This window comes from Haloferula sp. BvORR071 (assembly GCF_000739615.1).
GTDB lineage: Bacteria > Verrucomicrobiota > Verrucomicrobiia > Verrucomicrobiales > Akkermansiaceae > Haloferula.
Genome location: NZ_BATP01000040.1, coordinates 46,076 through 68,092, shown reverse-complemented (window position 1 = coordinate 68,092; position 22,017 = coordinate 46,076). Strand labels below are relative to the sequence as shown.

Below are 22,017 nucleotides of genomic sequence, written 5' to 3'. Positions count from 1 at the left end.
TCCGCCCCGGCATCGCGCCTGCTCTACTGGCCGCGCCGATGACCGAACTCCCACCCACCCGCGAGCAGCTGCGCCTCGAAGGCTTTGAACTGATCGATGAAACTCTCTCATTTCTCGTGGGTTGTCTGGGGGATGCGCTCAAGGGCATGGGCGAGGACGCCTTGATTCCCTACCTGCCTTGGTCGGGCACGGTGCCGCTGAACCATCCGCCGGAGGGCACCCAGCAGCTCTACTCGATTGGTTTCCAGCTTTTGAACATGGTGGAGGAGCGGGTCGCGGCGGCGATCCGGCGCGAGCGCGAGAAGGTGTTGGGCGCGGACTCGATCCGCGGTCTATGGCCGCGTGCGCTGCGGGACATGACCACCCTCGGCCTAGGGCCGGAGCAGATTCTGGAAGTGCTCAAGGATGTGGACGTCCAGCCGGTGCTGACCGCCCACCCGACCGAGGCGAAGCGCGCCTCCGTCCGCGAGCGGCACCGCGCGCTCTATGAGGAGCTGGTCCGCAACGAGTATCCCAAATACACCGACCGCGAGCGGCGGCGGATCCGCGAGCGGATCATCACGGCGCTGGAGGCCCTGTGGCGGACCGGGGAGATCCACTTGGTGCGGCCCGACATCTTCCGCGAGCTGCGCGATGCGATCCACTACCTGCGCGACCTCTTCCCTTCCGCTCTGAACCGACTCGACCTGCACTTCACGGAGGCATGGCGCGACTCCGGCTTCCCTCTGGAGATGCTGCGCGCGGCCGGCAATATCCCGCGCCTGTCCTTCGGCACCTGGATCGGCGGCGACCGCGATGGTCACCCGCTGGTGACGCCGGAGGTTACCACCAAGGCGCTGGAGATGATGCGCCGGGCCGCCTTCCAGCTCATCAAGAAGGAGATCGAGAATGTCGCCGGGCAGCTCACCCTGTCGCGGCAGTTGAATGAAATCCCGGACGCCCTCGACCGGCGAATCGATGAGATCACTTTCTCGCTGGCCGATGAAGAGGTCACGAACGAGCTGCACGACCGCTACCACGAGGAACCATGGCGGCATCTCGGCGGCCTGATCGCAGCGCGACTAAAGCGCCAGATTGACGGCAAGCCGGGCTACAAGTCGCCCCAGGAACTTGACGCCGATCTGGAACTGCTGGCCAGCGGCATCCGCGGCGTGCACTGCGACATGATCAACGAGCAGATCATCCGTCCACTGCGGCAGAAGCTGGAGATCTTCGGCTTCCACCTCGCGCTGCTCGATGTGCGCCAGAACTCGGAGTTCCACGACAAGGCGATCGCGCTGCTACTCAACGCAGCGGGGATTCCGGATGGCGCGAACTACGCTACCTGGAGCGAGGAGCAACGCGTGGCCTTCCTCAACGAGGAACTGAAGTCGCCGCGGCCCTTCCTGCACGACACCGCACGGATCGGCGGTGAGGCGGATGCGGTGCTCGATTGCTACCGCGTGCTGGTGAAGCACCGCAAGCAGTGGGGCGATGCCGGACTCGGTGCCTTGATCGTCTCGATGACGCGACAGCTCTCCGACTTGTTAGGCGTCTTCCTGCTGGCCCGTGAGGCCGGGCTGATGGATCACGATGAAGAGGGCTCCTGGTGTGCGCTGGAAGTCGTGCCGCTGTTCGAGACCATGGATGACCTCGACCGCTCGCCGGGGATCCTCGGTGCCTTCCTCGAGCACCCGCTCACGATCCGCACCAACCAGAAATGCGCGGGGGGCACCAAGCCGAGCCAGCAGGTGATGCTCGGCTACTCCGACTCGAACAAGGACTGCGGCATCCTCGCCGCGCAGTGGGCGCTGCATCGCGGGCAAGAGAATCTCACCAAAACCGGCAATGAGCACGGCGTGAAGCTGTGCTTCTTCCACGGCCGTGGCGGCACGATCTCGCGCGGCGCGGGCCCGACGCATTGGTTCATGGCCTCGCTGCCGCATGGCTCGATGAGCGGTGAATTCCGCATGACCGAGCAGGGCGAGACCATCGCGCAGAAGTACGGCAACCTCGCCAACGCGACCTACAATCTCGAACTGCTGCTCGCCGGCGCGGCGATCACCACCGCCACGCACCGCCACACCGCACCGAAGGCGGATCCTGCGGAGCCCTTCATGCCCTTCCTGGCGGAGAAGAGCCAACAGGCCTATCAGGCGCTGCTGAAGGAAGAGGGCTTCATCGCCTTCTACCGCCAGGCCACGCCGATCGATGCGCTGGAGAACTCGCGAATCGGCTCGCGGCCCGCACGCCGCACCGGCAAGAAAGGCCACTCGATCGCCGACCTGCGCGCGATCCCCTGGGTCTTCTCGTGGACCCAGGCGCGCTTCTACTTGCCGGGTTGGTTCGGTGTGGGCTCCGCGCTTGAGGCGCTCAAGACTTCCGAGCCGGAGAAGTTCGCGGAACTCCAGTCGGTCCTGAAGGAGTCCACCTTCCTCGGCTACGTCTTCACGAATGTGGAGACCAACCTCGCCTCGGCCAACCTCGACCTGATGAACGAATATGCCTCGCTGGTGGAAGACCCGGCGCTGCGGAAGAAGTTCATGGACATCATCGTCGCGGAGTTCCACCGCACCCGGGATTTGTTAGAGGGCCTCTACTCCGGCAGCATCGACAACCGCCGCCCGCGCATGGCCAAGACCCTGGCGATCCGCGAGGCCCCGCTCAAGGTGCTGCACCACCAGCAGATCGCGATCCTGAAGCAGTGGCGCGAGCTGGTTGCTGCGGAGAAGGAAGCAGAGGCGGAGTCGATGTTCCCGAAGATGCTGCTGTCGATCAATGCGATCGCTTCCGGACTGCGGACCACGGGTTGATCAAGGTGCCTGCGAGGCCCGGAGCCATGCCCGGGTCTCTGCGGCGACCAGGCCCTCGCCCTTGGCGCGTGCGACCACTTCATCGAAGGAAAGCGAACGGCCCTCCGTGAGGTATCGCAGCATCTGCCGATAGCGGAAGTAGCGGAATGAAGCCGAGGGCTCACTGTCGCCAGCGATCATGATGCGCAGCCCCTCGGCCTCGGGAAAGCTGCCGCTCCCCGCGACGAAGTCGCAGTAGCCCTCCGCGATCCACTCGGGCAGACGGATCGATTTCCAATTGCCAATGCGGTGCCGGATCAGGCCATGGGTGATCTCATGGGCGAGGGTGCCGGAGAGCGAGCGGCTGACCGGAGACGCAGCGTGGGGGCGGGCGATATCGTTGGCGAAATCGGCGGAAGCCACGAAAATATTATCGGTGAAGGGCATCGAAATTGCGAAGGACCCGCCACTTGGGGTGAAGAGCCGGTAGAGGCCCTCCGAGTTGCAGATGAAAATCCGCTCCTTTCGGCCCGGCACGGCGAGCTCGGATTTGCCGACGAGCTCCATTGCCTTGTGAACGCAGGCGGAGGTCTCCGCTGGTAACGGGTCGCGCGAGTAGAGCGTCACCCCATCGACCGAAAGCTGTTTGGCAAACAACACCTGCGGAAAGAGCAGGAGGCCCAGATAGAGGCAGGCGAGCCCGCTGAGCGCTCGATTCGCCCGGCGGAGATTGCGCCCCAAGCGGGTCTTGGGCTCAGGGCGATTGATGCCGAGGATGCGGCAGGTTATGGAGAGTAGGTTCATCACGGTGAGATCCAGCTTCCGTCTAAGCAGAATCGCTGTGAGCGTCGCCTTGAAAAGCGTAGGCATTTTATAGCGAGATCCGGGCTGTGCGCGACGCTATGAGCCGGTCTCGTGCAGGACCACTCGCTTCAAGATTGCTGACCAAGAGCTTGGCAGGCACTCTATCAGCGGTGGACGCCTACGATTCGGAACAGCTCATGCTCACTCGCCGCGGGCCTCGCGGCGATGTCGATGTGAAGCGCTGGTTGCGGAGTCTGCCTGACGAAGAGAGCCTTGCCTTCATCATGGCCTGCCTTGCTTTCAAGGGGCACTATGGCCAGGAGATGCGCGCCTTCGACCTAGCGAACTCCTGCATCCGCCGGCCGGCTCATGCGCTTGCCATCCTGCGCTTGGGCCTCGTCAATCCGGACGCGGGCAGCATCAAATACTGGCTCGCCTTCGCGATCGCGAAACTGGGTGGCAAGAAGGTCCTGCGCGAAGTGCATGCGCTTCTGGAAAGCGATCCCACGACTGCGGACAAGGCTCTCTACTGGCTGCCCCGACTCCTTCCGGAAAGCGATAGCAACGCTTGGAAGCTCCTTCGTGCCATCCATCAGGAAGCCAAAGAGCGGGGAGCTATTCGGGAGCCCATCATGAGTTCCGATGCTGAGGGGAAAGTGCTCTTCAGCCCCATCTACGGATCGACCCCGCCTGCCGATGAATCCCACTGACTTCTACTGCGACCAAGTGCTCAGCGGCCGGACCGCCGTTGAGATCATCCTGGAGACACCCAAGGTTCTCGCCTTCCACCACACCCAGCCCTACTGGCCGGTGCATGTGGTAGTGATCCCGAAGCAACACATCACCTCGCTGGCCGCGCTAGAGGAAGGTGAGATGGCCATCGTCCAGAAGATGCTGGAGGTCGCCGCGGAGCTATGCCGGAAGATCACCGCGGAACACGGCGGCTGCCGACTGTCGACGAACTGCGGCGATCACCAGACGACCAAGCACCTGCACTTTTACATTCACAGCGGCGAGCGGATCCGGGATGTGCATGGGAGGCCAATCTAACGCTTCGCGGTTCCGGGCTTCGGAGGATTCCAGCTCCGGATCTCCACCCAGCTCTTGAAGCTGGAGTCGCCGTTCTTCGCCAGTTCGTCGACTTCATCGAAGAAGGTGTAACGATCGTTGAGCCACCAGAGGCCGGTGAGACGGATGATCGGAACGTGAGATTTTACCATCTCCCTTGCGAGAGGTTCGCTGCTTTTGGGAGGGGTCCCGTCGTCAGGAGCTTTTTCGAAGTCACCCAGATAGCAGCCGAGCATGTGCGGCATATTCAGCTGATAGGGTTCGTCACGCCACCCCATCAAGGTGGTGTAGAGGTAGCTGCAACCACCCCCGGTGATGGGGTAGGGCTCGAGCCATTGCCCCAGCTCCGCCCTCGCCCATGGCATGAAAGAACAAGCTTCCTCCATCTTTACGACCATCGCCCGATAGTCTTTCCGGTCATTCAACTCGCGAATTTCGAACGAGAGCTTGGACCCATACCAGATCTCGAACGCCTCTTGGCAGCGGAACCACTTCCTGAGCTGGAGCGCAGGCAGCACGCTGAGAAAGACGCATGTGACAACGACACCCCAGCGCTCGCCTGCCCGCATCGAAATGCGCTTTTCAAAGGGAGAAACCCCTAGGGCCAAATAGTGAAGACCGCCCAAAACCACTGCCCCGAGCAAGACCACCGGACGCAGCAAACTCGTGCGTTCTGGGATTGCCCCCGACATCCACTCGCCCCACAGCCGCGGCCACGGAATCGGCAGATGCCACCGTAAGGCGATCCATAGGGAAGCCACGATCATGACAACAAAGCCCCAGAAGCCGGCCAGCAAAAGGTAGCGGCCAAAGCACCGGACGACGTGAAAACCACGGCAAGTCTTGGAAGGAACGCTACTCATGATTCAATGGGTCCCCAGCCCCTTCCAACTCTGGAAGCTCGTATCCCCCGAGCCTAGCCGCTCTTCCACCTCCCGATCAAAGGCTTCCCTTTCACCAAGCCACCACAGCCCCGCAATCCGGACAATGGGCTCACCGGACTTGATCATCTCGCGGGCCAAGGGCGCACAGTTTTTTGATAGAGTGATCCCGTCTCCTGGATCGTCATCCACTCCACTACTGCAGAAGAAATCCACCATCGCTGACGGGACGTTCAAGGTGAAGGGCTCTGGATGGGATGCCCCCAAGGTGATGAACATGTAACTCATTCCCGAACCGCCGTATAAAGGGATCGGCGCAAAATTATCCCCGAGTTCAAGCCGTGCGCCTCGAAAAGCTCTTACCGCCTCGTCCATCTCTCGCGCCACCTCGGCATGGCGCCCAGCCGCCATCTTGGCCTCCCAGTCCCAATGAGACCAAATCTCGTAGCCCCAGCAGATCTTGACCAACTCGCTGATCCGAATGGTTTTCTTCAGTTGGAAGGCGAAGGCTGCGGCAACGAGCGTGAAGGCACCCAAGGTAAGCCATCTCTCGCGAGACCGGAAAGGCTTCCTGTTCTCGAAAGGCATAAGGCGTAGTACCAAATAATGAAGGCTGCCAAGGAGCGCGAACGCGAGCAGGCACAAGATGCCAAGCAGGTAGCCTTTGTCCTCTAATATCGAAGCAAGCTCACGGGCCAAATCGCTGAAGGAAAATCCTCCGGGACCGGCAAGCAGGGCTGCATAGCCAATGACGCAGGTCAACCCGACGCCCGCCCAAAACAGGACCAGGTATAAGAACCTCAACAGCGGCCACCGCCGGACCGGTCGCACAAATGCGGTGGCGAGGTGGAGAAGGCTAGCAAGTATCGAGAGGATGTAGTGCAGTGCTAGAAGGTCATCGCATCCTTCCAAGCCGCGAAGCTTGGATCTCCGCGATCGCTCAGCTCGCGGGCTTCCATCGCAAGGGTGTTCCGCTGGTTGAGCCACCACAGGCCAGTCATGTGGATGATCGGAATCTCCGACTTGACCATCGCCTTGGCGAGCGGCTCGCTGCTTTTCGGAGCAGTCGGACCGTGGGGACCAGCCTCGTATTCGCACAGATAGCTGGTCAGCGAGTCCGGGGAATTGAGTTGGAAGGGATCGCCGTGAAGACCCACCAAGGTCGTGAACAGGTAGCTGGTTCCACTACCGGAAGGTTGTCGCGGGATGAACCAATCCCCGAGTTCGGCCTTGGCAGATTGGAAGGCGAAGCAGCTTCTTTCCATTCTTGCGACCATGGCTTCGTAGTCTCCCCCCGATTCCATCACCTTCAGATCGGACCAGATCCCATCCCCGGAGAGACAAACTCTGACGTATAGGTCGCGGGCGCGAAACCACCACCTGACCTGACAGGCGGGAACGATGGAAAGAAGAGCGAGGGCCGAAAGCGTGATCCATTTTTCGGCAGAGCGAAATACCAGCCTGCTCTCGAAGGGAAGGGCCCGCAGAATCAGATAGTGCCCGCCGCCGAGAACCATCCCACCTAACAGGGCGAGGGGCCGGAGGATCGACATGGGCGATTTCAAGTTCCCGCCAATCCAGCAGACGACGTCTTCGAAGGATTTGAAGACCCCGCTGTTGTCGTAGAAGAGACACCAGAATCCCACGATGAGGGTCGCCGCTGCCCAAAACATCGCCAGCAGAACAAAGCGCACGATGCTCCATTCACGGATCGGCCTGACCGGGCCGCTGGCCATGTGCATGATCTTGGCAAACAGCGATCCCATCGAGGCAGCACACCATTCTTAATCCGCAAGCCGATCCTTAGTCGATCCGAATATCACGGAGTCATTAAGCATGCGGGCGCCGCAGCGGGATTGGCTCATCATTCCCGCCCAGCCGAAATCGGAGGGCCCCAGCGGCATCCCTCCAGTCACCCACAGCGCATTTCATTTTGTTATTGAAGTTTCGGAATTTACTGAAACTTTTGACACATGATTAAGGGCCCCATTCCTCCTGCCGCTGAACCGCCCTCGCAGAATCTCCCACCCCGGCAGTTGGGACTCTTCTTCTGGCTGTGCCTGGCGGCGGGAGCGGGCTCGGTCGGCTATCGGGTGCTGGTGCTCGGCCAGAAGGAGCAATCGGCGATGATGTTCATTGGCCTGCCCCTGGCAATGGCCCTCCTGCTGGCACTGCTGCCACAGCCGAAGAGCGCGACGGGGACGATCATGAAGGGCATTTCGCTGTTCCTGCTGCTGCTGGGCATCCTGTTTATCGAGGGCTTCATCTGCATCCTGATGGCCGCGCCCTTGTTCTATTCGGTGGGGTTCATCGTCGGCATCTTCATGGACAAAGCGCGGGCGCGCCGGGAGTATGAGAAGCGCTTCCGCTTGGTCGTGCTGCCGGCGCTGATGCTGATGAGCTTGGAGGGCGTCACTGGCTCTCTCTCCTTCCCGCGCGATGAGACCGTGGTGGTGAGCAAGGAAACAGGACTCTCTCCGGCGGAAGCGCGGGCGCGCTTGGCCCGCGGACCGGAGTTCGTGCTGGCCGAGCTGCCGGGCTTCCTGAAGCTCGGCTTCCCGGCACCTCATGGCATCCAAGGCACGGGACTGGAACCGGGTGACACTTGGCAGATCCACTTCGCCGGTGGCGAGGGCAAGCCCGGCGACCTGCTGGCAAAGGTGACCGAGAGCAGCCCGGAGCGGATCGTGGTCGCCTGCGTCTCGGACAGCAGCCACATCTCCCACTGGATGGACTGGCAGGATGCGACGTGGACGATCGAGCCGAGCGCTGCCGGCTCGCGGGTCACCCTGAGCATGCACTATCGCCGCCTGCTCGATCCCGCCTGGTACTTCAAGCCCGCCGAGCGCTACGGAGTCCGCAAGGCCGGCGAGTATTTCTTGGAACAGACCTACCGCACCCCGTGAGCCGGGAAGGCATCATCGAACTGGCTTGCCTCTACGGGCCGCTACTCGGATCGGCCCTGCTCGCCGCGTGGTGCCGGCCATCGCGGCGCTTCGCCATCGGCCTGCTCTTCGCGCTGGCTTGGAATCTCGCGCTGCTGCCATGGCTGGATGGCATCGCGCGTGCGGCCGGCTTGTGGGAGTTTCATTCCGGCTCGCCCGCGCTCGGCGGGATGCCGCTGGCGCTCTATTTCGGCTGGTGCATCGCATGGGGGGTGCTGGCGCCGCTGCTATCCGCCGCTCTAGGTGAACGGCCGTGGACCACCATTGCGCTATTGGTGGCGCTCGATTTCCGGGCCATGCCGGAGATGGAGCCGGTGCTGGTGCTACAGCCGCGCTGGTGGATCGGTGAAATCGTGGTCGTGGCGGTGCTGCTGCTACCCTCGGTCTCCCTCGCGAGGCGGACCACCGCGCGCACCCACCTCGGCCTGCGCTGCGCCATGCTGGCACCCGCCTTTGGCGGGATCTTCCTCGGGCTGCCCTTGCTGGTGCTCGGCGGCGGCCTGCCGGGAATACTCGCGCTGTGGCAGGCTCTGCCGGGAGTGGGACGGCCGCTGCTAGCGGTGAGCTCCTTCCTACTGGCACTGCCCGGGCTCACGGCACTCCGCGATCTGGCACTCAGCGGTGGTGGCACGCCGGTTCCGCTCGACCCGCCGCAGCGACTCGTTACCCACGGGATCTATGCCTATGTGCGGAATCCCATGCAGGTCTCGATGACCCTGCTGCTGATGATGGAAGCGGTGCTGCTGGGGAGCTGCTGGCCGCTCGTTTTGGCAGTGCTGGGGATCGTTTACTCGGAAGGCTTGGCCCGCTGGTCGGAGAATCAGGACATGCGCGACCGCTTCGGCGAGAAATGGCAGGACTATCACAGCGCCGTGCGTGCTTGGTGGCCGCGCTGGCAGCCGGCGGTGGGCGAGCCCTGCGAACTCTGGCTGGATGAAGCCTGCGGACCCTGCGCGGAGATCTCCGCGTGGTTCGCCCGCAAGCAGCCACCCGGCCTGCAGCTCCGGAATGCCGCGAACTGGCCGGGGCCGGCGCCACTGCAGCGCGTGACTTGGCATCATCCCGCATCCGGCCGCCGGGAATGCGGGATCGCCGGGATCGCCATGGCGCTCCAGCACCTCGCCCTGCCCTATGCGGTCTTGGGCTGGATCGCCGGGCTGCCCGGATTTTCTCATGTTCTCCAGGCATGCTTCGATGCCGCGGGGGCGGGCAAGCGGGCGGCTTGAGGGGGTGTAGGCAGCATTTCGCACTTTCATCGCCCCGGCTTTTCAAGATTGCCCCGGCGGCGTCCACCCGCACACTGCCGCTGTGACGACGAGAACCCTCCTGCTGGCCCTTGCCCTGTCCCTTTCGACCGCCACGGTCGCCCCTGCCGCTGTCAGCCTCGGCACCGGAGCCGATGCCCCGATCGCCCCACCGACGGTGGCGGAAGGTCCGGCCAAGGCCGCGATCGACGCCTACCGCGAAGGCCGCCAATCCATCGGCGTGGATCTCGCCAAGCCTCTTGCCGAGAAAGGCAATGCCGATGCGCTCTTCCTGCTGGGCTTCGCCGCAGAGACCGGTCAGGGCCTGCCGTCCTCACGGGACGCCGCGCTGGAGTATTACAAGAAAGCCGCCGCCGCTGGTCACAAGGACGCGACCTACCGCCGCGCGCTGATTCTCCTGAATTCCAAGGAAGACAAGGACCGTCAGGAAGGCCGCGAAGGCCTGGAGAACGCCGCCAAGACCGATCCGGCGAATGCCGGCCGGATTCTCGGCGAGGCCTGGCTGCGCGGCCTGCTCAGCGAGAAGCCGGATGCTGACAAGGCGGCGGACTGGTGGAGCAAGGCCTCTGAGGCCGGTGACACGCCTTCGATCCTGATCCTCGCCCGCTTCTACGAAGGTGCCTTCGGCTTCCCGGAGAAGACCGACGCGAAGCGCTCACTCGATCTCTACAAGAAGGCTGCTGGTCTTGGCGACGAAAGCGCGCTGATCCCGCTGGGCTCACGCCTACTGAATGGCGACGAGAAGTTCCGCAACGAGAAGGAAGGCCGCGAGTGGCTGGGCAAGGCGATCGAGAAGAAGCAATTCGCCGCCTATCTCGCGCTCGGTGACTTCGAGGAAAACGTGAAGAAGGAAGACAAGGCCGCGCTCGCGCAGTACCAGAAGGGTGCGGAGGAGAAGCAGCCGGACTGCCTGCTACGCGTGGCCGCCTTCCAACTCGAAGGCAAGGGCGGCCTGGAGAAGAGCGAGGAGAAGGGCCGCGAGACCTTGGCCAAGGCTGCGGAAGCCGGCAGCGCGCTGGCCTCGCTGGAGATGGCCTCGCGGATTTCCAAGGATGAGAAGCCGGATCTCTTGGGCGCTTACAAGTATCTGCTCTCCGCCTCGAACGCCGGCCTCGCGGTCGCGCAGAACGAACTCGGCCTGCTCTACGTCTCCGGCAATCTCGGCCTGAGCGATCCGACGGCGGGTGTGGCATGGTTCACCCTGGCGGCGAAGTCCGGTCATGCGGCGGCGCAGAACAACCTGGGCACGCTCTATGAGCGCGGCATGGGTGTGCCGGTGAATTACAACAACGCCGGCCAGCTCTACTCGCTCGCCGCGAACCAAGGTCACGCTGCAGCCACCACCGGTCTCGCCCGCCTGCACGCAAGCGGCCTGGGCACGGACCAGAATCTCCCGAAGGCATGGGCGCTGGCATCGCTGGCGATTGAGCGCGGTGACAACGAGGCGAAGACTCTCTTGGGCGACATCACCAGCAAGCTGAGCGAAGGCCAACTTACGCAGGCGAAGAAGGAGCTCGATGAGCTGAAGAAGCCGAAGGAGGAAGCTCCCAAGGAAGGCGCCACGCCGAAGCCGAAGGACGAGAAGAAGGACAAGTAAGCAAGTTGTCTTCGATTCCGATGCGCGTCCTCGTCACTGCCGGTCCTACCCGTGAGGCGCTCGATCCGGTGCGCTACCTGACGAACCGTTCGTCCGGCAAGATGGGCTATGCGATGGCCGCGGCCTTTGCGGAGGCGGGCCACCGCGTACTGCTCGTCTCCGGGCCGACGGTGCTGGACGTGCCGGATGGAGTGGACTTCCTGCCGATCGAGACCGCCGAGGAGATGTTCGAGGCGGTCAAGCGCCACATCGGGCGGATGGATGCGGCGGTTTTCGCCGCGGCGGTGGCGGACTACCGGCCCGCCGCCGTCTCCGAGCACAAGATCAAGAAGAGCGGCGAGACCCTGACCCTGGAGCTGGTGAAGACGCCGGACATCCTCGGCTCCGTGCGCGGGGATTTCGGATTTACGGGAACTCTCGTAGGTTTCGCTGCGGAGACGCAGGACCTCGCGACCAACGCCCGGATCAAGCTGCAGAAGAAAGGCTGCGATCTGGTGATCGCGAATGATGTCTCGAAGCCCGGCATCGGTTTTGATTCGGATCGCAATGAAGTGCTGCTGGTTTTCCCGGAGCACACGGAAGCGTTGCCGGAGGATGAGAAGCATCATCTCGCGCCGCGGCTGGTGAGGGAGATCGAGAGGCTGGCGGCGGAACGCGCCGGTTCATGACCACCGCGCAACCTTTTGGCACTTGGCACTTTTTCCCCGGTGCCTAGTGTCTGCCCCGTGACCGATCTCGAACTCACCGTCCACGCCGCCTTGGAAGCGGGCAAGCTGCTCAAGGCGAACTTCGGCAAGGAAGCGGCCGTCGATGAAGCGACGCACCACGACATCAAGCTGGCGCTCGACAAGGAGTCGCAGAAGCTGATCGAGGACATCCTGCTCGGTGCCCGCCCCGGCGATGCGCTCTACGGCGAGGAAGGGCTGGGCGGCAATCAAGACAGCGAACGCCAGTGGATCGTCGATCCGATCGATGGCACGGTGAACTTCTACTACGGCATCCCCCACTTCTGCGTCTCCATCGCGCTGCGCGTGGCGGGCGAGGTGGTGGTCGGCGTGATCCACGATCCGATCGTGGGTGAAACTTGGACCGTGGAGAAGGGAGGCGTGCCGATGCTCGATGGCAAGCCGATCAAGGTCAGCTCGCGCACCAAGCTCGCCGAGTGCGCGCTCTTCGTCGGCTGCGGCAAGGATGAGGAAGCACTCGCCACCGGCTTGGAGCGTTTCCGCAAGGCTTCACTCAAGGCGCGCAAGATGCGCATGATGGGCAGCGCCGCGCTCGGCATGGCCTACATCGCCAGCGGCCGCCTGGACGGCTACATCGAATCCCGTATCTCCCTCTGGGACATCGCTGCCGGCAAGCTGCTGGTGGAAGCCGCGGGCGGCAAGGTCAGCCTGGAGCCGGCGAAGGATGCTGATGCCTGGTCCATCGTCGCGACCAACGGCTTGATCCCCATCGAAGAAATCCTCTGATTTTATGGTAGGTTTCGGCTACGACGTTCATCGTTTCAAGGAAGGCCGCCCCCTCATCCTGGGCGGCGTGGAGATCGCGCATACCCACGGGCTCGACGGCCACTCGGATGCGGATGTGCTCTGCCACGCCATTGCGGACGCGGTCCTGGGTGCGCTCGGCTTGGCAGACATCGGCCACTACTTCCCGCCGGGCGATCCTTCCTGCCTCAATATCTCCTCGCTGAAGATCCTGGAGAAGGCGGCGGAACTCTGTGCCACGGAAGGCTATCGCTTGGTGAACATCGACAGCACCCTGGTGGCAGAGGCACCGAAGGTCCTGCCCCATCGCGATGCGATGAAGGCGAACATCGGCAAGGCGCTCGGGCTTGATCCGGCACGCGTCGGGATCAAAGCGACCACCAATGAGACGATGGGCTTTGTCGGTCGCCGCGAAGGCATCGCGGCAATGGCAGTGGCGCTGGTCGAGCGGGCTGGATGAGCCTTGCGGGCGGGCACGCCTAGCGGCAAACTCCGGCCCGTGTTTCCCGGGAAGCAGGATCGGCCCTATCTGGAGAGCTGGCTGCGCCGCACGCGCCGGCAGCTCGCTGCGAGCGGCCGCTTGACCGAGATCGCGCTGATCCTATCCCGCGACGAGGGCAATACCCCGGAGCACTGGAGTGCTTGGTTGCGGATGGTCTTGGAAGACGAAACGAGGCCTTCGCTGGACCTCCTTACCAAGATCGATGGGATCCTCGCCAGACCCGTCCAAGCCCCGGAGGCAGGTGAAACACCTCCTTTATTATGAGGGAGTCGTAACACTTTAGTATAACGCTTAAAACGATTTTCCGACTAAAATCCTCTTGCTTCGGGGCGGATACTACGGAACTTGGCGCCGCTATGAAGACCACTGCAACTATGGGCTTGGCCCTTCTCTTGGGAGCCACCGCCTTCGCCGGCGAGGTGACTTCCTCCCACAACACTTACACTCCTCCGGCGAGTTCGTCCTCGCTGTACACCTGGTTCGTCGGCGCCTCCGGCGGCTACTTCTTCGACAACGAGGAAGACTTCTGGACCCTCCATTTCGGCATGAAGATCGCCGAAACCGGCCCGGTGTCGCACTCGCTCTTCCTGGAAGGCCTGTACACCGAGTGGGAGCCGAACTACGGCTTCGATTCGCAGATCATCCCGGTGACCTTCAACTACAAGTTGGATTACGCCATCAATGACAAGCTCTCCGTCTACGCGGGCGCTGGCATTGGTGCAGCGTTCATCGACACCGACGTTGCAGGCTTCGGCGACAGCTCCACCGAGTTCGCCGCTCAAGTCTTCGCTGGCCTCGGCTACGATGTGACCTCGAACTTCCAGATCTACAGCGGCGTGCGCTGGCTGTGGGTGGATGACACCGAAGTCTTCAACTTCCCCGTGGACAACGGCGACGACGTGGGCATCGAGCTGGGCCTGCGCTTCAAGTTCTAATTCGGACCCGGACACCCTTCATGGGTTGTTCGTTTGCTGGGAGCCTTCCGGTGCAAGCCGGGAGGCTCTCTTTTTTAGTGGGCTCAACTCATCCCAGCCCGCTGATCCGCCGCAGGATCTCCCACGCTTGCCCCTGCCGGTTCTTCCACGGCTTCGCGGGTCGCGCGATCTCCCAGCCTCTCGCCTCGCCGATCCGGGTCAGAGAGGACGAAGGATTCACCAGGGTGTTCTCCACGCAGCACTCCAGCATCGGCAGATCCGCGGAGCTGTCCGAGTAGCCGTGACTCCGCGGCCACAGGCCATCGGCGGAGCGCTTCATGATCTCCGAGAGACGTCGTACTTTCTCGCCGCTCTTGTGATTCACCAAGCCCGGCAGCAGGGGCACGCGCCGCTCGAATTCCACCGGCGTGCCGAAGGCGAGATCGAAGCCGAGCACGCGCCCGACCTCCTGCACATAAAACTCGGGACTCGCCGACGCCAGCACCGTGAGATGGCCGGCATCGCGGTGGGCTTGCAGCTTCTCCAGCATCTCCGGATAGCAGCGCGCCGGAAAGAACTCGGCCACAAAATCGCGCACCCATATCTCAAGCTGAGGTCGGTCCGTTCCCCAGAGGTAGCTGAGGAAGACGCGCTTCATGCCCTCGTCGCCGAGCACCTTCGCCGCAGGCAAGAACGCGGCGAAGAAGAGCAGATAGGCCCGGCGCCAGCCCTCGCGTTTCAAGACGTGATCGCAGAACAGCATCTGCGTATCCCAGGCGATCAGCGTGCCATCGAGATCGAAAAGGGCGAGGCCGCGGTCGCTCTTGGCGCGGAGTTCATCGGTCACGCCGCGACCTTCCCTTTCCCTGAGCCCCGGCGTCAAGCGCGCCGGGCTGCTGCCTACTTCACCGCGGCATACTCCTCCGCCCACTTCTTGGCCGCTTCCGCGTCCGGTTCACCGTCGGTCACGATCAAGCGATAGCGCGCAACGTAGGGCTTGCCCGGCACGATCTCCATCGCACCGCCCTGCTGGGGCGCGTAGCAGAAGAAGGGCTCGGTGGGATGCGCGCGCACTGGCTGCGGCGCGCGGAAGTTGGTGGGGTGGCAGAGGATGGTCACGCCGCAGGTCTCGCCATCCACCTTGCCGCCGATCCAGCACCAGGGCTCCTTCGAGGTGTTCACCTTGTTGCGGTCCGTGATCCCGGAGGCCGTGAGGAAGCGGCAATTCTCCGCCCCGTTCCATGCCCGGTTGCCGCGCAGGCCCAGACCACCGTAGTGATACTCCGGCAGCTTCAGCGGCGAATCCGTCGCGCAGGTCTGCGTGATCGTCAGGTCGATGATCCGCCGCTTGTCATCGCTGCCCACGCTGAGATCCCAAGTCTCTAACAGGGCAACCTTCTCCGGTTTCGCGGTCATGTCCACGAAGCGGTGCTTCGTTTGGAAGCCGACCTTGCCGTCCTTCGCCCAGGTCTCGCCGATCGAGACGAACTCCACGCGGCCCTTGCCATCGCCCATATTCCAGAAATCCGGGTCACGGCCTTCGAACTCCGTCTTCGTCCACGGGCTCCACACCCCGTGGTGGTGGATGTGATTCGGCGGGAAGTCATCGACCACCAGCCTGCCCGACGGCGTGAACAGCGACTGGATGTAGCCGCCGCGGCGGTAGATCTCCTTGATGTCCTTCCGCGGCAACTCCCCGGCCTCCGCCTGATAGCGCAGGATCTCGCTCTTCCCGCTGCGGAAGACCATCTGGCTGCCCTCCCGGGCGACGGTAAGGGGATCCGCAGCACGGACGGCGGCCAAGGACAGGGCGCAGGCAAGACCTGCAAGCAGAATGGGTTTCATGTCACCTGTATTACAGATCCATGAGACCCAAGCTTGCAAGATCGCGCTCCCTCATTGGAGGGGGTATCGCCAACCGGAAAACTCACCCGATGATCGGCAGCGTCGGGAAATCGCCCTTCAGCACCGGATTGGACTTCGTCTTCAGCCAGCCCTCGAGCACCGAAGCATAGACCCCGCGGAAGTCGACGGTGTGCTTCAGGTCGCCCTGATCCAGATCGGTGAGGCTCGGATACTTGCCGTAGAACCCGCCCTTCACGCCCTCACCCGCCACGAAGAGGCAGGAAGCACGTCCGTGGTCCGTGCCGGCACTGGCGTTCTCATTCACCCGGCGGCCGAATTCAGAGAAGGTCATCAGCACCACCCGCTCTGCATTCCCCTGCTCCTTCAGGTCGGCGAAGAAGGACTTCAGCGCGCTGTCGAGTTGACCCAGCAAGCGGTCGTGCGAATTCACCTGCTGGTTGTGGGTATCGAAGCCGCCGTGGCTCACATAGTAGACCCGTGTCGGCATCCCGCCCGCGATCAGACGCGAGACCATGTTCAGGCTGCGCGCGATCGGCGTGCCCTCGTAGTTCACCTTGGTGCGATACTTGGAAGCCAGTTCCAGGATCTTCGCCGAGCTGACCCGCGCATCCATCGCCACCCGTTCCAGGAAGGCCAGGTTGCTCTCGCCCTGGACGCCGCCCACCTTGCCTCCTGCCGACATCGCGATCGAAGCGCCGTCCGCCGGATTGTCATCATCCTCGGGCGAATTGAGCGAGGCGAAGAACTCCTCCGCCTGTGCCTTCTCGCCGCCGCCGTGGATCCAGCGATACAGCTCCGGCGAGCTCAGGCAGACCCCGGGATTCTTCAGCGCGCCGAAGGCTTCCGGCTGCGTCTTGTTCAGGCTGATGCCCACCGTCGGATCGGCACCGGAGCAGGCATTGTCGAAATAGCGGCCGATCCAGCCGGTGCTGGAGCGGTTGGTCGTGTCCGCGGTCTCCCAGATCGAGGTCGAGACGAAGTGCGAGCGGTTCGGATTCGGATAGCCGACCCCCTGCACAATGCCGAGATTGCCCTCCTTGAACATCTTCTCCATGTGCGGCATGGAGGCATTCAGCGCCGCGTAATCGCTCAGCTTGATGATTTCCTTGTCCTTCTTGCCGATCCGCGGGCGCGCCTTGTGATAGGCATCGTCGCCGTAGGGGATCAGGGTATTGAGGCCGTCGTTGCCGCCGGCAAGCTGAAGTACGACGAGGATCGTACCATCTTTGCCGGTCACCGCCTGGGTGGCCAGGTCCTTCGCCCCCACATGCAGGTCGGCGAAGGTGCGCTCGACAAACATCGGCACCGTCCAGGTCGCCGAAGCCCCGAGAAGGGTGGAGCGGAGGAATTCACGTCGCGTTTTCATCGGAGAAGTAATGGAAAAAGATTCGTTCAGGCGAGTTGGTAGCGGGGCGTGCTCAGCATCAGGTGGCAGAGCTCGCTGGTCTCCTTGTTGGTGAAGATCGCGCCCTTCTTGGAAATGGCATACTCGACGAAGACACCTCGCTCCTTGTCCGTGAGCGGAGCCTGGAAGAAACGCTCGACCAGCGCGGCCACCAGCTTCTCCGGATCCTCGCGCAGCGGCCGCGGGGCGATCTTCTCGTAGTCCGGGCCCGACCAAGTCCGGTCGGCACGGCGCATGGCATTGCCCAGGCGCTTCTGGCCCTCCGCCATCATCTCGTCGTTCTTGGGTGGATCCGCGGATTCTTGCGACCCCTTGGTGATGAAGCCGGCCGTGTTGTAGCGGGACAGCAGCGTGTTGGTATTGATCCATGCCTTGCCCCAGTCCCAGCCCGCCACATTCGGCGGCGCGAAGAGCACCTGCCCGAGCTGCTGCTGGGCATTGAGCACGTAGGCCACCGGCACCTCGTCGATCTCCAGCTCCTTGAGCATCTGCACCAAGTACTGGATCGGGCTCTTGATCTGATCGTGCATCACCTTCTCGGCATAGAAGGCCTTCGAGAGGAAGATTTCGCGCAGCAGCGGCTCGATCTTGAAATTCGCCTCGTGGAAGGACTTCGCCAGAGCATCCACTCCCTCTTGCGGCGGATTCTCCGCCACGAAGTACTCCCACAGCTTGCGCGGGATCAGGCGGCTCGCGGCACTTTGCTCGAAGAGCAGATCCACCACCCCATCGCCATCGAAGCGACCGGTCTTGCCGAAGATCGTCTTCTCGCCGTTGTCCGCTTCTCGCCGGTTGTAGTAGACCGTGCCGTTCAGGCGATTGATCTGATAGCCGGTGAAAGCACGCGCCGCTTCCTTGATGTCAGCCTCGCTATAGTTGCCCTCTCCCAGCGTGAAGAGCTCCATCACCTCGCGGGCGAAGTTCTCGTTCGGCATGCCCTTCTTCGAGTTCTGCGTGTCGAGATAGAGCATCATCGCTGGATCCTTCACGATCGCGTGCGTCAGCTCCTTGAAGGAGCCCGTCGCGTGGCGGCGGAAGAGATCGTTCTGGTTCACCAGCAGCACCGGCTGCTTCACCTTCTGTAGGGAGCTCGCGAAATGGTCGTGCCAGAAGAGCACCATCTTCTCGCGCAGCGGCGCCTTGGTCTTGAGCATCCGGCGGAACCACCAGCCCTGCGCATCGATCCCGTGCTGCCGGGAGGTCTGCTGTCGCTTGCGGTTCATCTCACGGCGCGCCTTGTCCGCCTCCTCTGGCGTCATGCCTTCAGTGCTGCGGCGCATCTCACGCGCCTGCGTCATATACTCGCGCGCCTCGGCCATCGCGGTCTCAGGCTCGGCCCATGCCGGCAGCGGGAAGGCATCCAGCGCCTCCTCCGGAGTCAGCAGTGCCTCCACCGCCTTCTTGCGGCCGAGTGCGTGGAAATTCTTGATCTCATCGGGAGCGCCTCCGAAGCCAGCCCTGCGGAGCAGGTGCGAGGCTTCTTGGAGCGTCCATTCTTCGGGTGCGGCCGGGAGCATGGCTGGAAGAGTGTGGTTGCGTAGGAAAGAACCATCCCCCATTCGGAGGGTTGCGCGGCATGTTTGCGGAAAGGCGAATTTTCCTTGCGGTCACACCAAGCCTCGCAAGGAACTCTACCTCTTCATGAAGGCCGTTCTCTCGATCTTTGTCGCATTCACCGGTTTGGGCTCCGCAGCCGATCACCCTAACCTCTTGGTCTTCCTGGTGGATGACATGGGTGCGATGGATACCTCCGTGCCTTTTTCTTCCAGCGGCTCCGAGCTGAACCAGCGCTACCACACGCCACACATGCAGGAGCTGGCCGACCGTGGCATGAAGTTCATGCGCGCCTATGCCCACCCGGTTTGTACGCCCAGCCGTGTTTCCATCATGACCGGCAAGAACGCCGCCCGCCACCATGTCACCAACTGGACCACCCCGGATGGTGCAGATGGCAACGAGCAGGGCGATCCGCACCTTGCCCCGCCGCAGGACTGGCTGCGCAAGGGCATGGCCGCCAGCGAGAAACCCTTGCCCGCCTTGCTGAAAGCCGCTGGCTATCAGACCATCCATTGTGGCAAGGCACACTTCGGCAGCAAGGGCACCTTTGCCGCAGATCCCAAGGGCATCGGCTTCGACGTGAACATCGCCGGCAGTGAGATCGGCCATCCTGCTTCTTATTTCGCGAAGAAGAACTTTGGCGATGGCCGCAACCACGTCACCGGCCTCGACCAATGGAACGGCACCGATGGCTTCCTCACCGATGTCCTGACCAAGGAGCTTTGCAGCGCGATCGAGACCGCCTCCAAGCAGGACAAGCCCTTCTTCGCCTACATGGCGCATTATGCGGTCCACTCTCCTTTCCAGGAGAATCCGCGTTTCGGCATGAACTACCCGAACCTCAGCCCGCCCCAGCGCGCCTATGCCAGCATGATCGAAGGGATGGACCGCTCGCTCGGAGATATTTTGACAAAATTGGAACAGCTCGGCATCGCGCAAAATACCTTTGTAATCTTCCTGTCAGACAACGGCGGGGATGCACCGATCCCCAACGATAGAACCAATCCCATCGCCTCAGGCAATGCACCCTTGCGCGGCAAGAAAGGCATGCGCTACGAGGGCGGGATTCGTGTGCCCATGATCGCCGCATGGGCCAAGCCCGATGCGACCAATCCCCTGCAAGCCAGTCTGTCCATCAAGCCCGGCTCCTCGACCAACGACATTGTTCACGTCACCGACCTCTTCCCCACTCTGTTAGGTCTGGCAGGAGCAAAGGACGTCCCAGTCTTCGAGGGTGCAGACCTGCGCCCCTACCTGCGCGGCGACGAAAGCTATCACCGCCCGCAATGGCTGGTGACCCACTATCCCCACGCACACAACAACGAGTATTTTTCCATCCTGCACGAGGGCACCTGGAAGCTCATCCACAACTACGTGGACGGCTCCCTGGAACTCTACGATCTCGCCAAGGATCCCTACGAGCAGAACAACCTCGCCAAGACCGAGCCCGAACGCAGCGCCACCATGGCGAAGACCCTCGACCAGCATCTAACCGAATATGGCGCGCAGATGCCCGAGCAGGTGAAGTGATCCTATCCATAGGGGAGCCTTCGTGAGAACGCGGAAGCCGCCAGAAGTGTGGCGTCGTCACGAGATTGTCAGCCACCAAACCTTTGCCGCCGGCGGCAATCGTCCTTTGCTGGCCGCCGCGATGACTCCCCGCCACATCGATTCACCCTTCCTTCTGAAGAAGTTTCCCGAGATCGCGCGAATGATGAAGCAGGGCTCGAGCTGGGATGAAATCGGCCTCGCCATGCTGCGTGACTTCCAGCGCTTCGGCTCTCGCCAGCACAGCTCTGCCCGCCCCCGCCGCGGGTCGACGGACTCCCCGGAGCTCCAATGGTTCTCCGCCAAGACCGTCCTGCGCCTTCTATTCCAAGACGACAGCAGCAAGGACTTCGACGAGATCCGCAAACGCTTGGACGATTCTACCGCCGCCACCACTCCCCTGCAACTCGCCACCCTCAGCCTGTGGCTGGCAGGTTACCTCGGCAAGCCGGTCACCATGACCACTCCCCTGGTCGCCACCGTGCTGCTTGGCATGGCTTGGGACGGCCAAGCCGTCTGGAAAGACGACGCCGCGGCCTTCGGCGCCTGATCGCGGAAGTTTTTTCGTAATACCCTGCGGGTTCCGGTCATTGGCTGGCACGAGTCCGGGATTTTCACGCCCGGCTTCCCCGCCAGCTGTATGAAAAAACTCCCCGCCCTCGCCCTTCTTCTCGCCGCCGCTCCAGCCCACGCCGTGGTCCTCTGGACCACCAGCTTCAGCGGCACCGCCGAAACCTCGCGCAGCCTGACCAACACCGCGGTCGACGCCAGCTTCACGGACACCCTCAGTGGAACCTACGCGAACCTCACTTTCTCCGATACCAGCTTCACGGGCAGCGCCTTCGTGAATGTCAGCGGGCGCACTTATTTCAGCCCGAACACCAACGTCGACAACCCCGCCGCGGCAGCCCCGCAAAATGGCGGCTCCTGGCAGAGCGAGTTCCGCTACACCGGCGGCAGCCAGACGATCTCGCTCGACAGCATCACCTTCGATGTCAACCGCACCAGCAGCGCGGGCGCGGTTGCCACCACCAGCGATGGCCTGCTCCGCCAAGTCCTCCTTACCGCGGAATACAGCACGGATGGCGGCGTGAATTGGTTCAACGTCGATGTGGCCAAGACGGTCAACATCACGCCGAGCATCACGGCCACACCCGATCTCGGCCAGACCTACAGCTTCGCCAGCCCGCTGGTCGTCGACCATTCGTCGTCTTCCGATCTATGGATCCGCTTCAAGGCGGAAAACGTCGCGGAGTCCACCGGTGCCTACGTGAACCTTCATAATATCAGCTTCAACGGCAGCGTAGTCCCCGAACCCGCCAGCGCGCTGCTCGGAGCCACCGGCCTGCTTCTACTTTTGCGTCGCCGGCGCGCATGATGGACTCTTGCCGGAGCAGTCCATGA

The 22,017-nt window shown here is 62.8% G+C and carries 22 protein-coding genes; 14 read left to right on the top strand and 8 right to left on the bottom strand.

Annotation, left to right across the window (positions count from 1 at the left end; all coding sequences use genetic code 11):
• The first annotated feature begins 38 nt into the window (after positions 1-38).
• On the top strand, positions 39-2,792 hold the full coding sequence (locus tag BV071_RS22310; RefSeq protein WP_035612019.1) for a phosphoenolpyruvate carboxylase: 2,754 nt from the start codon (positions 39-41) through the stop codon (positions 2,790-2,792).
• On the opposite strand, the gene BV071_RS22305 is transcribed toward BV071_RS22310, so the two are convergent.
• Positions 2,793-3,641: a hypothetical protein gene (locus BV071_RS22305; protein ID WP_035612017.1), complete on the bottom strand. Its 849-nt coding sequence runs from the start codon at positions 3,639-3,641 to the stop codon at positions 2,793-2,795.
• 68 nt (positions 3,642-3,709) lie between these two features.
• On the opposite strand from BV071_RS22305, the gene BV071_RS22300 reads away from it, so the two are divergent.
• Complete coding sequence (locus BV071_RS22300) at positions 3,710-4,285, top strand: hypothetical protein (RefSeq protein ID WP_265594746.1); 576 nt, start codon at positions 3,710-3,712, stop codon at positions 4,283-4,285.
• Complete coding sequence (locus BV071_RS22295; protein ID WP_035612012.1) at positions 4,272-4,625, top strand: HIT domain-containing protein; 354 nt, start codon at positions 4,272-4,274, stop codon at positions 4,623-4,625. Before BV071_RS22300 ends, BV071_RS22295 begins: the two co-directional genes overlap by 14 nt.
• Here BV071_RS22295 and BV071_RS22290 read toward each other — a convergent pair.
• The 3 genes from BV071_RS22290 to BV071_RS22280 form a co-directional block, all read right to left on the bottom strand.
• Positions 4,622-5,440, bottom strand: coding sequence for a hypothetical protein (locus tag BV071_RS22290; protein WP_035612011.1), 819 nt, complete (start codon positions 5,438-5,440; stop codon positions 4,622-4,624). The genes BV071_RS22295 and BV071_RS22290 overlap by 4 nt on opposite strands.
• Before the next feature lie 69 nt (positions 5,441-5,509).
• The gene (locus tag BV071_RS22285; protein ID WP_265594745.1) at positions 5,510-6,286 is read right to left on the bottom strand and encodes a hypothetical protein; all 777 of its coding nucleotides are present in this window, start codon (positions 6,284-6,286) and stop codon (positions 5,510-5,512) included.
• Positions 6,287-6,411: 125 nt separating this feature from the next.
• A complete protein-coding gene (locus BV071_RS22280; protein WP_035612007.1) occupies positions 6,412-7,290 on the bottom strand; it encodes a hypothetical protein in 879 nt (292 codons plus the stop codon).
• A gap of 207 nt (positions 7,291-7,497) precedes the next feature.
• Here BV071_RS22280 and BV071_RS22275 point away from each other — a divergent pair, with 207 nt between their 5' ends.
• The 8 genes from BV071_RS22275 to BV071_RS22240 all read left to right on the top strand — a co-directional run bounded on the left by BV071_RS22275 (position 7,498) and on the right by BV071_RS22240 (position 14,258).
• Positions 7,498-8,430: a hypothetical protein gene (locus BV071_RS22275; protein WP_265594744.1), complete on the top strand. Its 933-nt coding sequence runs from the start codon at positions 7,498-7,500 to the stop codon at positions 8,428-8,430.
• Positions 8,427-9,695: a methyltransferase gene (locus BV071_RS22270; protein WP_052573742.1), complete on the top strand. Its 1,269-nt coding sequence runs from the start codon at positions 8,427-8,429 to the stop codon at positions 9,693-9,695. Before BV071_RS22275 ends, BV071_RS22270 begins: the two co-directional genes overlap by 4 nt.
• 82 nt (positions 9,696-9,777) lie before the next feature.
• Positions 9,778-11,331, top strand: coding sequence for a tetratricopeptide repeat protein (locus BV071_RS22265; RefSeq protein ID WP_035612002.1), 1,554 nt, complete (start codon positions 9,778-9,780; stop codon positions 11,329-11,331).
• 20 nt (positions 11,332-11,351) lie between these two features.
• Positions 11,352-11,999, top strand: coding sequence for a phosphopantothenoylcysteine decarboxylase (locus tag BV071_RS22260; protein WP_035612001.1), 648 nt, complete (start codon positions 11,352-11,354; stop codon positions 11,997-11,999).
• Positions 12,000-12,056: 57 nt separating this feature from the next.
• Positions 12,057-12,803 carry an inositol monophosphatase family protein gene (locus BV071_RS22255; RefSeq protein ID WP_035612000.1) on the top strand — a complete coding sequence of 249 codons (747 nt, stop codon included), beginning with the start codon at positions 12,057-12,059 and terminating at the stop codon, positions 12,801-12,803.
• 4 nt (positions 12,804-12,807) lie between these two features.
• Complete coding sequence (ispF, locus tag BV071_RS22250; protein WP_035611998.1) at positions 12,808-13,281, top strand: 2-C-methyl-D-erythritol 2,4-cyclodiphosphate synthase; 474 nt, start codon at positions 12,808-12,810, stop codon at positions 13,279-13,281.
• 39 nt (positions 13,282-13,320) lie between these two features.
• The gene (locus BV071_RS22245; RefSeq protein ID WP_035611996.1) at positions 13,321-13,587 is read left to right on the top strand and encodes a hypothetical protein; all 267 of its coding nucleotides are present in this window, start codon (positions 13,321-13,323) and stop codon (positions 13,585-13,587) included.
• 92 nt (positions 13,588-13,679) lie between these two features.
• Complete coding sequence (locus BV071_RS22240; protein WP_081886161.1) at positions 13,680-14,258, top strand: outer membrane beta-barrel protein; 579 nt, start codon at positions 13,680-13,682, stop codon at positions 14,256-14,258.
• An 88-nt stretch (positions 14,259-14,346) separates the two neighbouring features.
• Here the strand turns inward: BV071_RS22240 and BV071_RS22235 are convergent, their stop codons facing one another.
• The 4 genes from BV071_RS22235 to BV071_RS22220 all read right to left on the bottom strand — a co-directional run bounded on the left by BV071_RS22235 (position 14,347) and on the right by BV071_RS22220 (position 19,025).
• A complete protein-coding gene (locus BV071_RS22235) occupies positions 14,347-15,084 on the bottom strand; it encodes an HAD-IB family hydrolase (protein WP_035611991.1) in 738 nt (245 codons plus the stop codon).
• Positions 15,085-15,137: 53 nt separating this feature from the next.
• Positions 15,138-16,082 (bottom strand): PmoA family protein, encoded by a 945-nt coding sequence (locus BV071_RS33485; protein ID WP_052573741.1) that lies wholly within the window; start codon positions 16,080-16,082, stop codon positions 15,138-15,140.
• Between the two features lie 82 nt (positions 16,083-16,164).
• On the bottom strand, positions 16,165-17,469 hold the full coding sequence (locus BV071_RS22225; protein WP_035611989.1) for a DUF1501 domain-containing protein: 1,305 nt from the start codon (positions 17,467-17,469) through the stop codon (positions 16,165-16,167).
• A gap of 26 nt (positions 17,470-17,495) precedes the next feature.
• On the bottom strand, positions 17,496-19,025 hold the full coding sequence (locus BV071_RS22220) for a DUF1800 domain-containing protein (RefSeq protein WP_052573740.1): 1,530 nt from the start codon (positions 19,023-19,025) through the stop codon (positions 17,496-17,498).
• Between the two features lie 124 nt (positions 19,026-19,149).
• Here BV071_RS22220 and BV071_RS22215 point away from each other — a divergent pair, with 124 nt between their 5' ends.
• From BV071_RS22215 to BV071_RS22205, 3 genes are all read left to right on the top strand, one after another.
• Positions 19,150-20,595: a sulfatase gene (locus BV071_RS22215; RefSeq protein WP_035611987.1), complete on the top strand. Its 1,446-nt coding sequence runs from the start codon at positions 19,150-19,152 to the stop codon at positions 20,593-20,595.
• Positions 20,596-20,617: 22 nt separating this feature from the next.
• Positions 20,618-21,163 carry a hypothetical protein gene (locus BV071_RS22210; RefSeq protein ID WP_265594743.1) on the top strand — a complete coding sequence of 182 codons (546 nt, stop codon included), beginning with the start codon at positions 20,618-20,620 and terminating at the stop codon, positions 21,161-21,163.
• 90 nt (positions 21,164-21,253) lie between these two features.
• A complete protein-coding gene (locus BV071_RS22205; RefSeq protein ID WP_035611983.1) occupies positions 21,254-21,991 on the top strand; it encodes a hypothetical protein in 738 nt (245 codons plus the stop codon).
• The last annotated feature ends 26 nt before the right edge of the window (positions 21,992-22,017 follow it).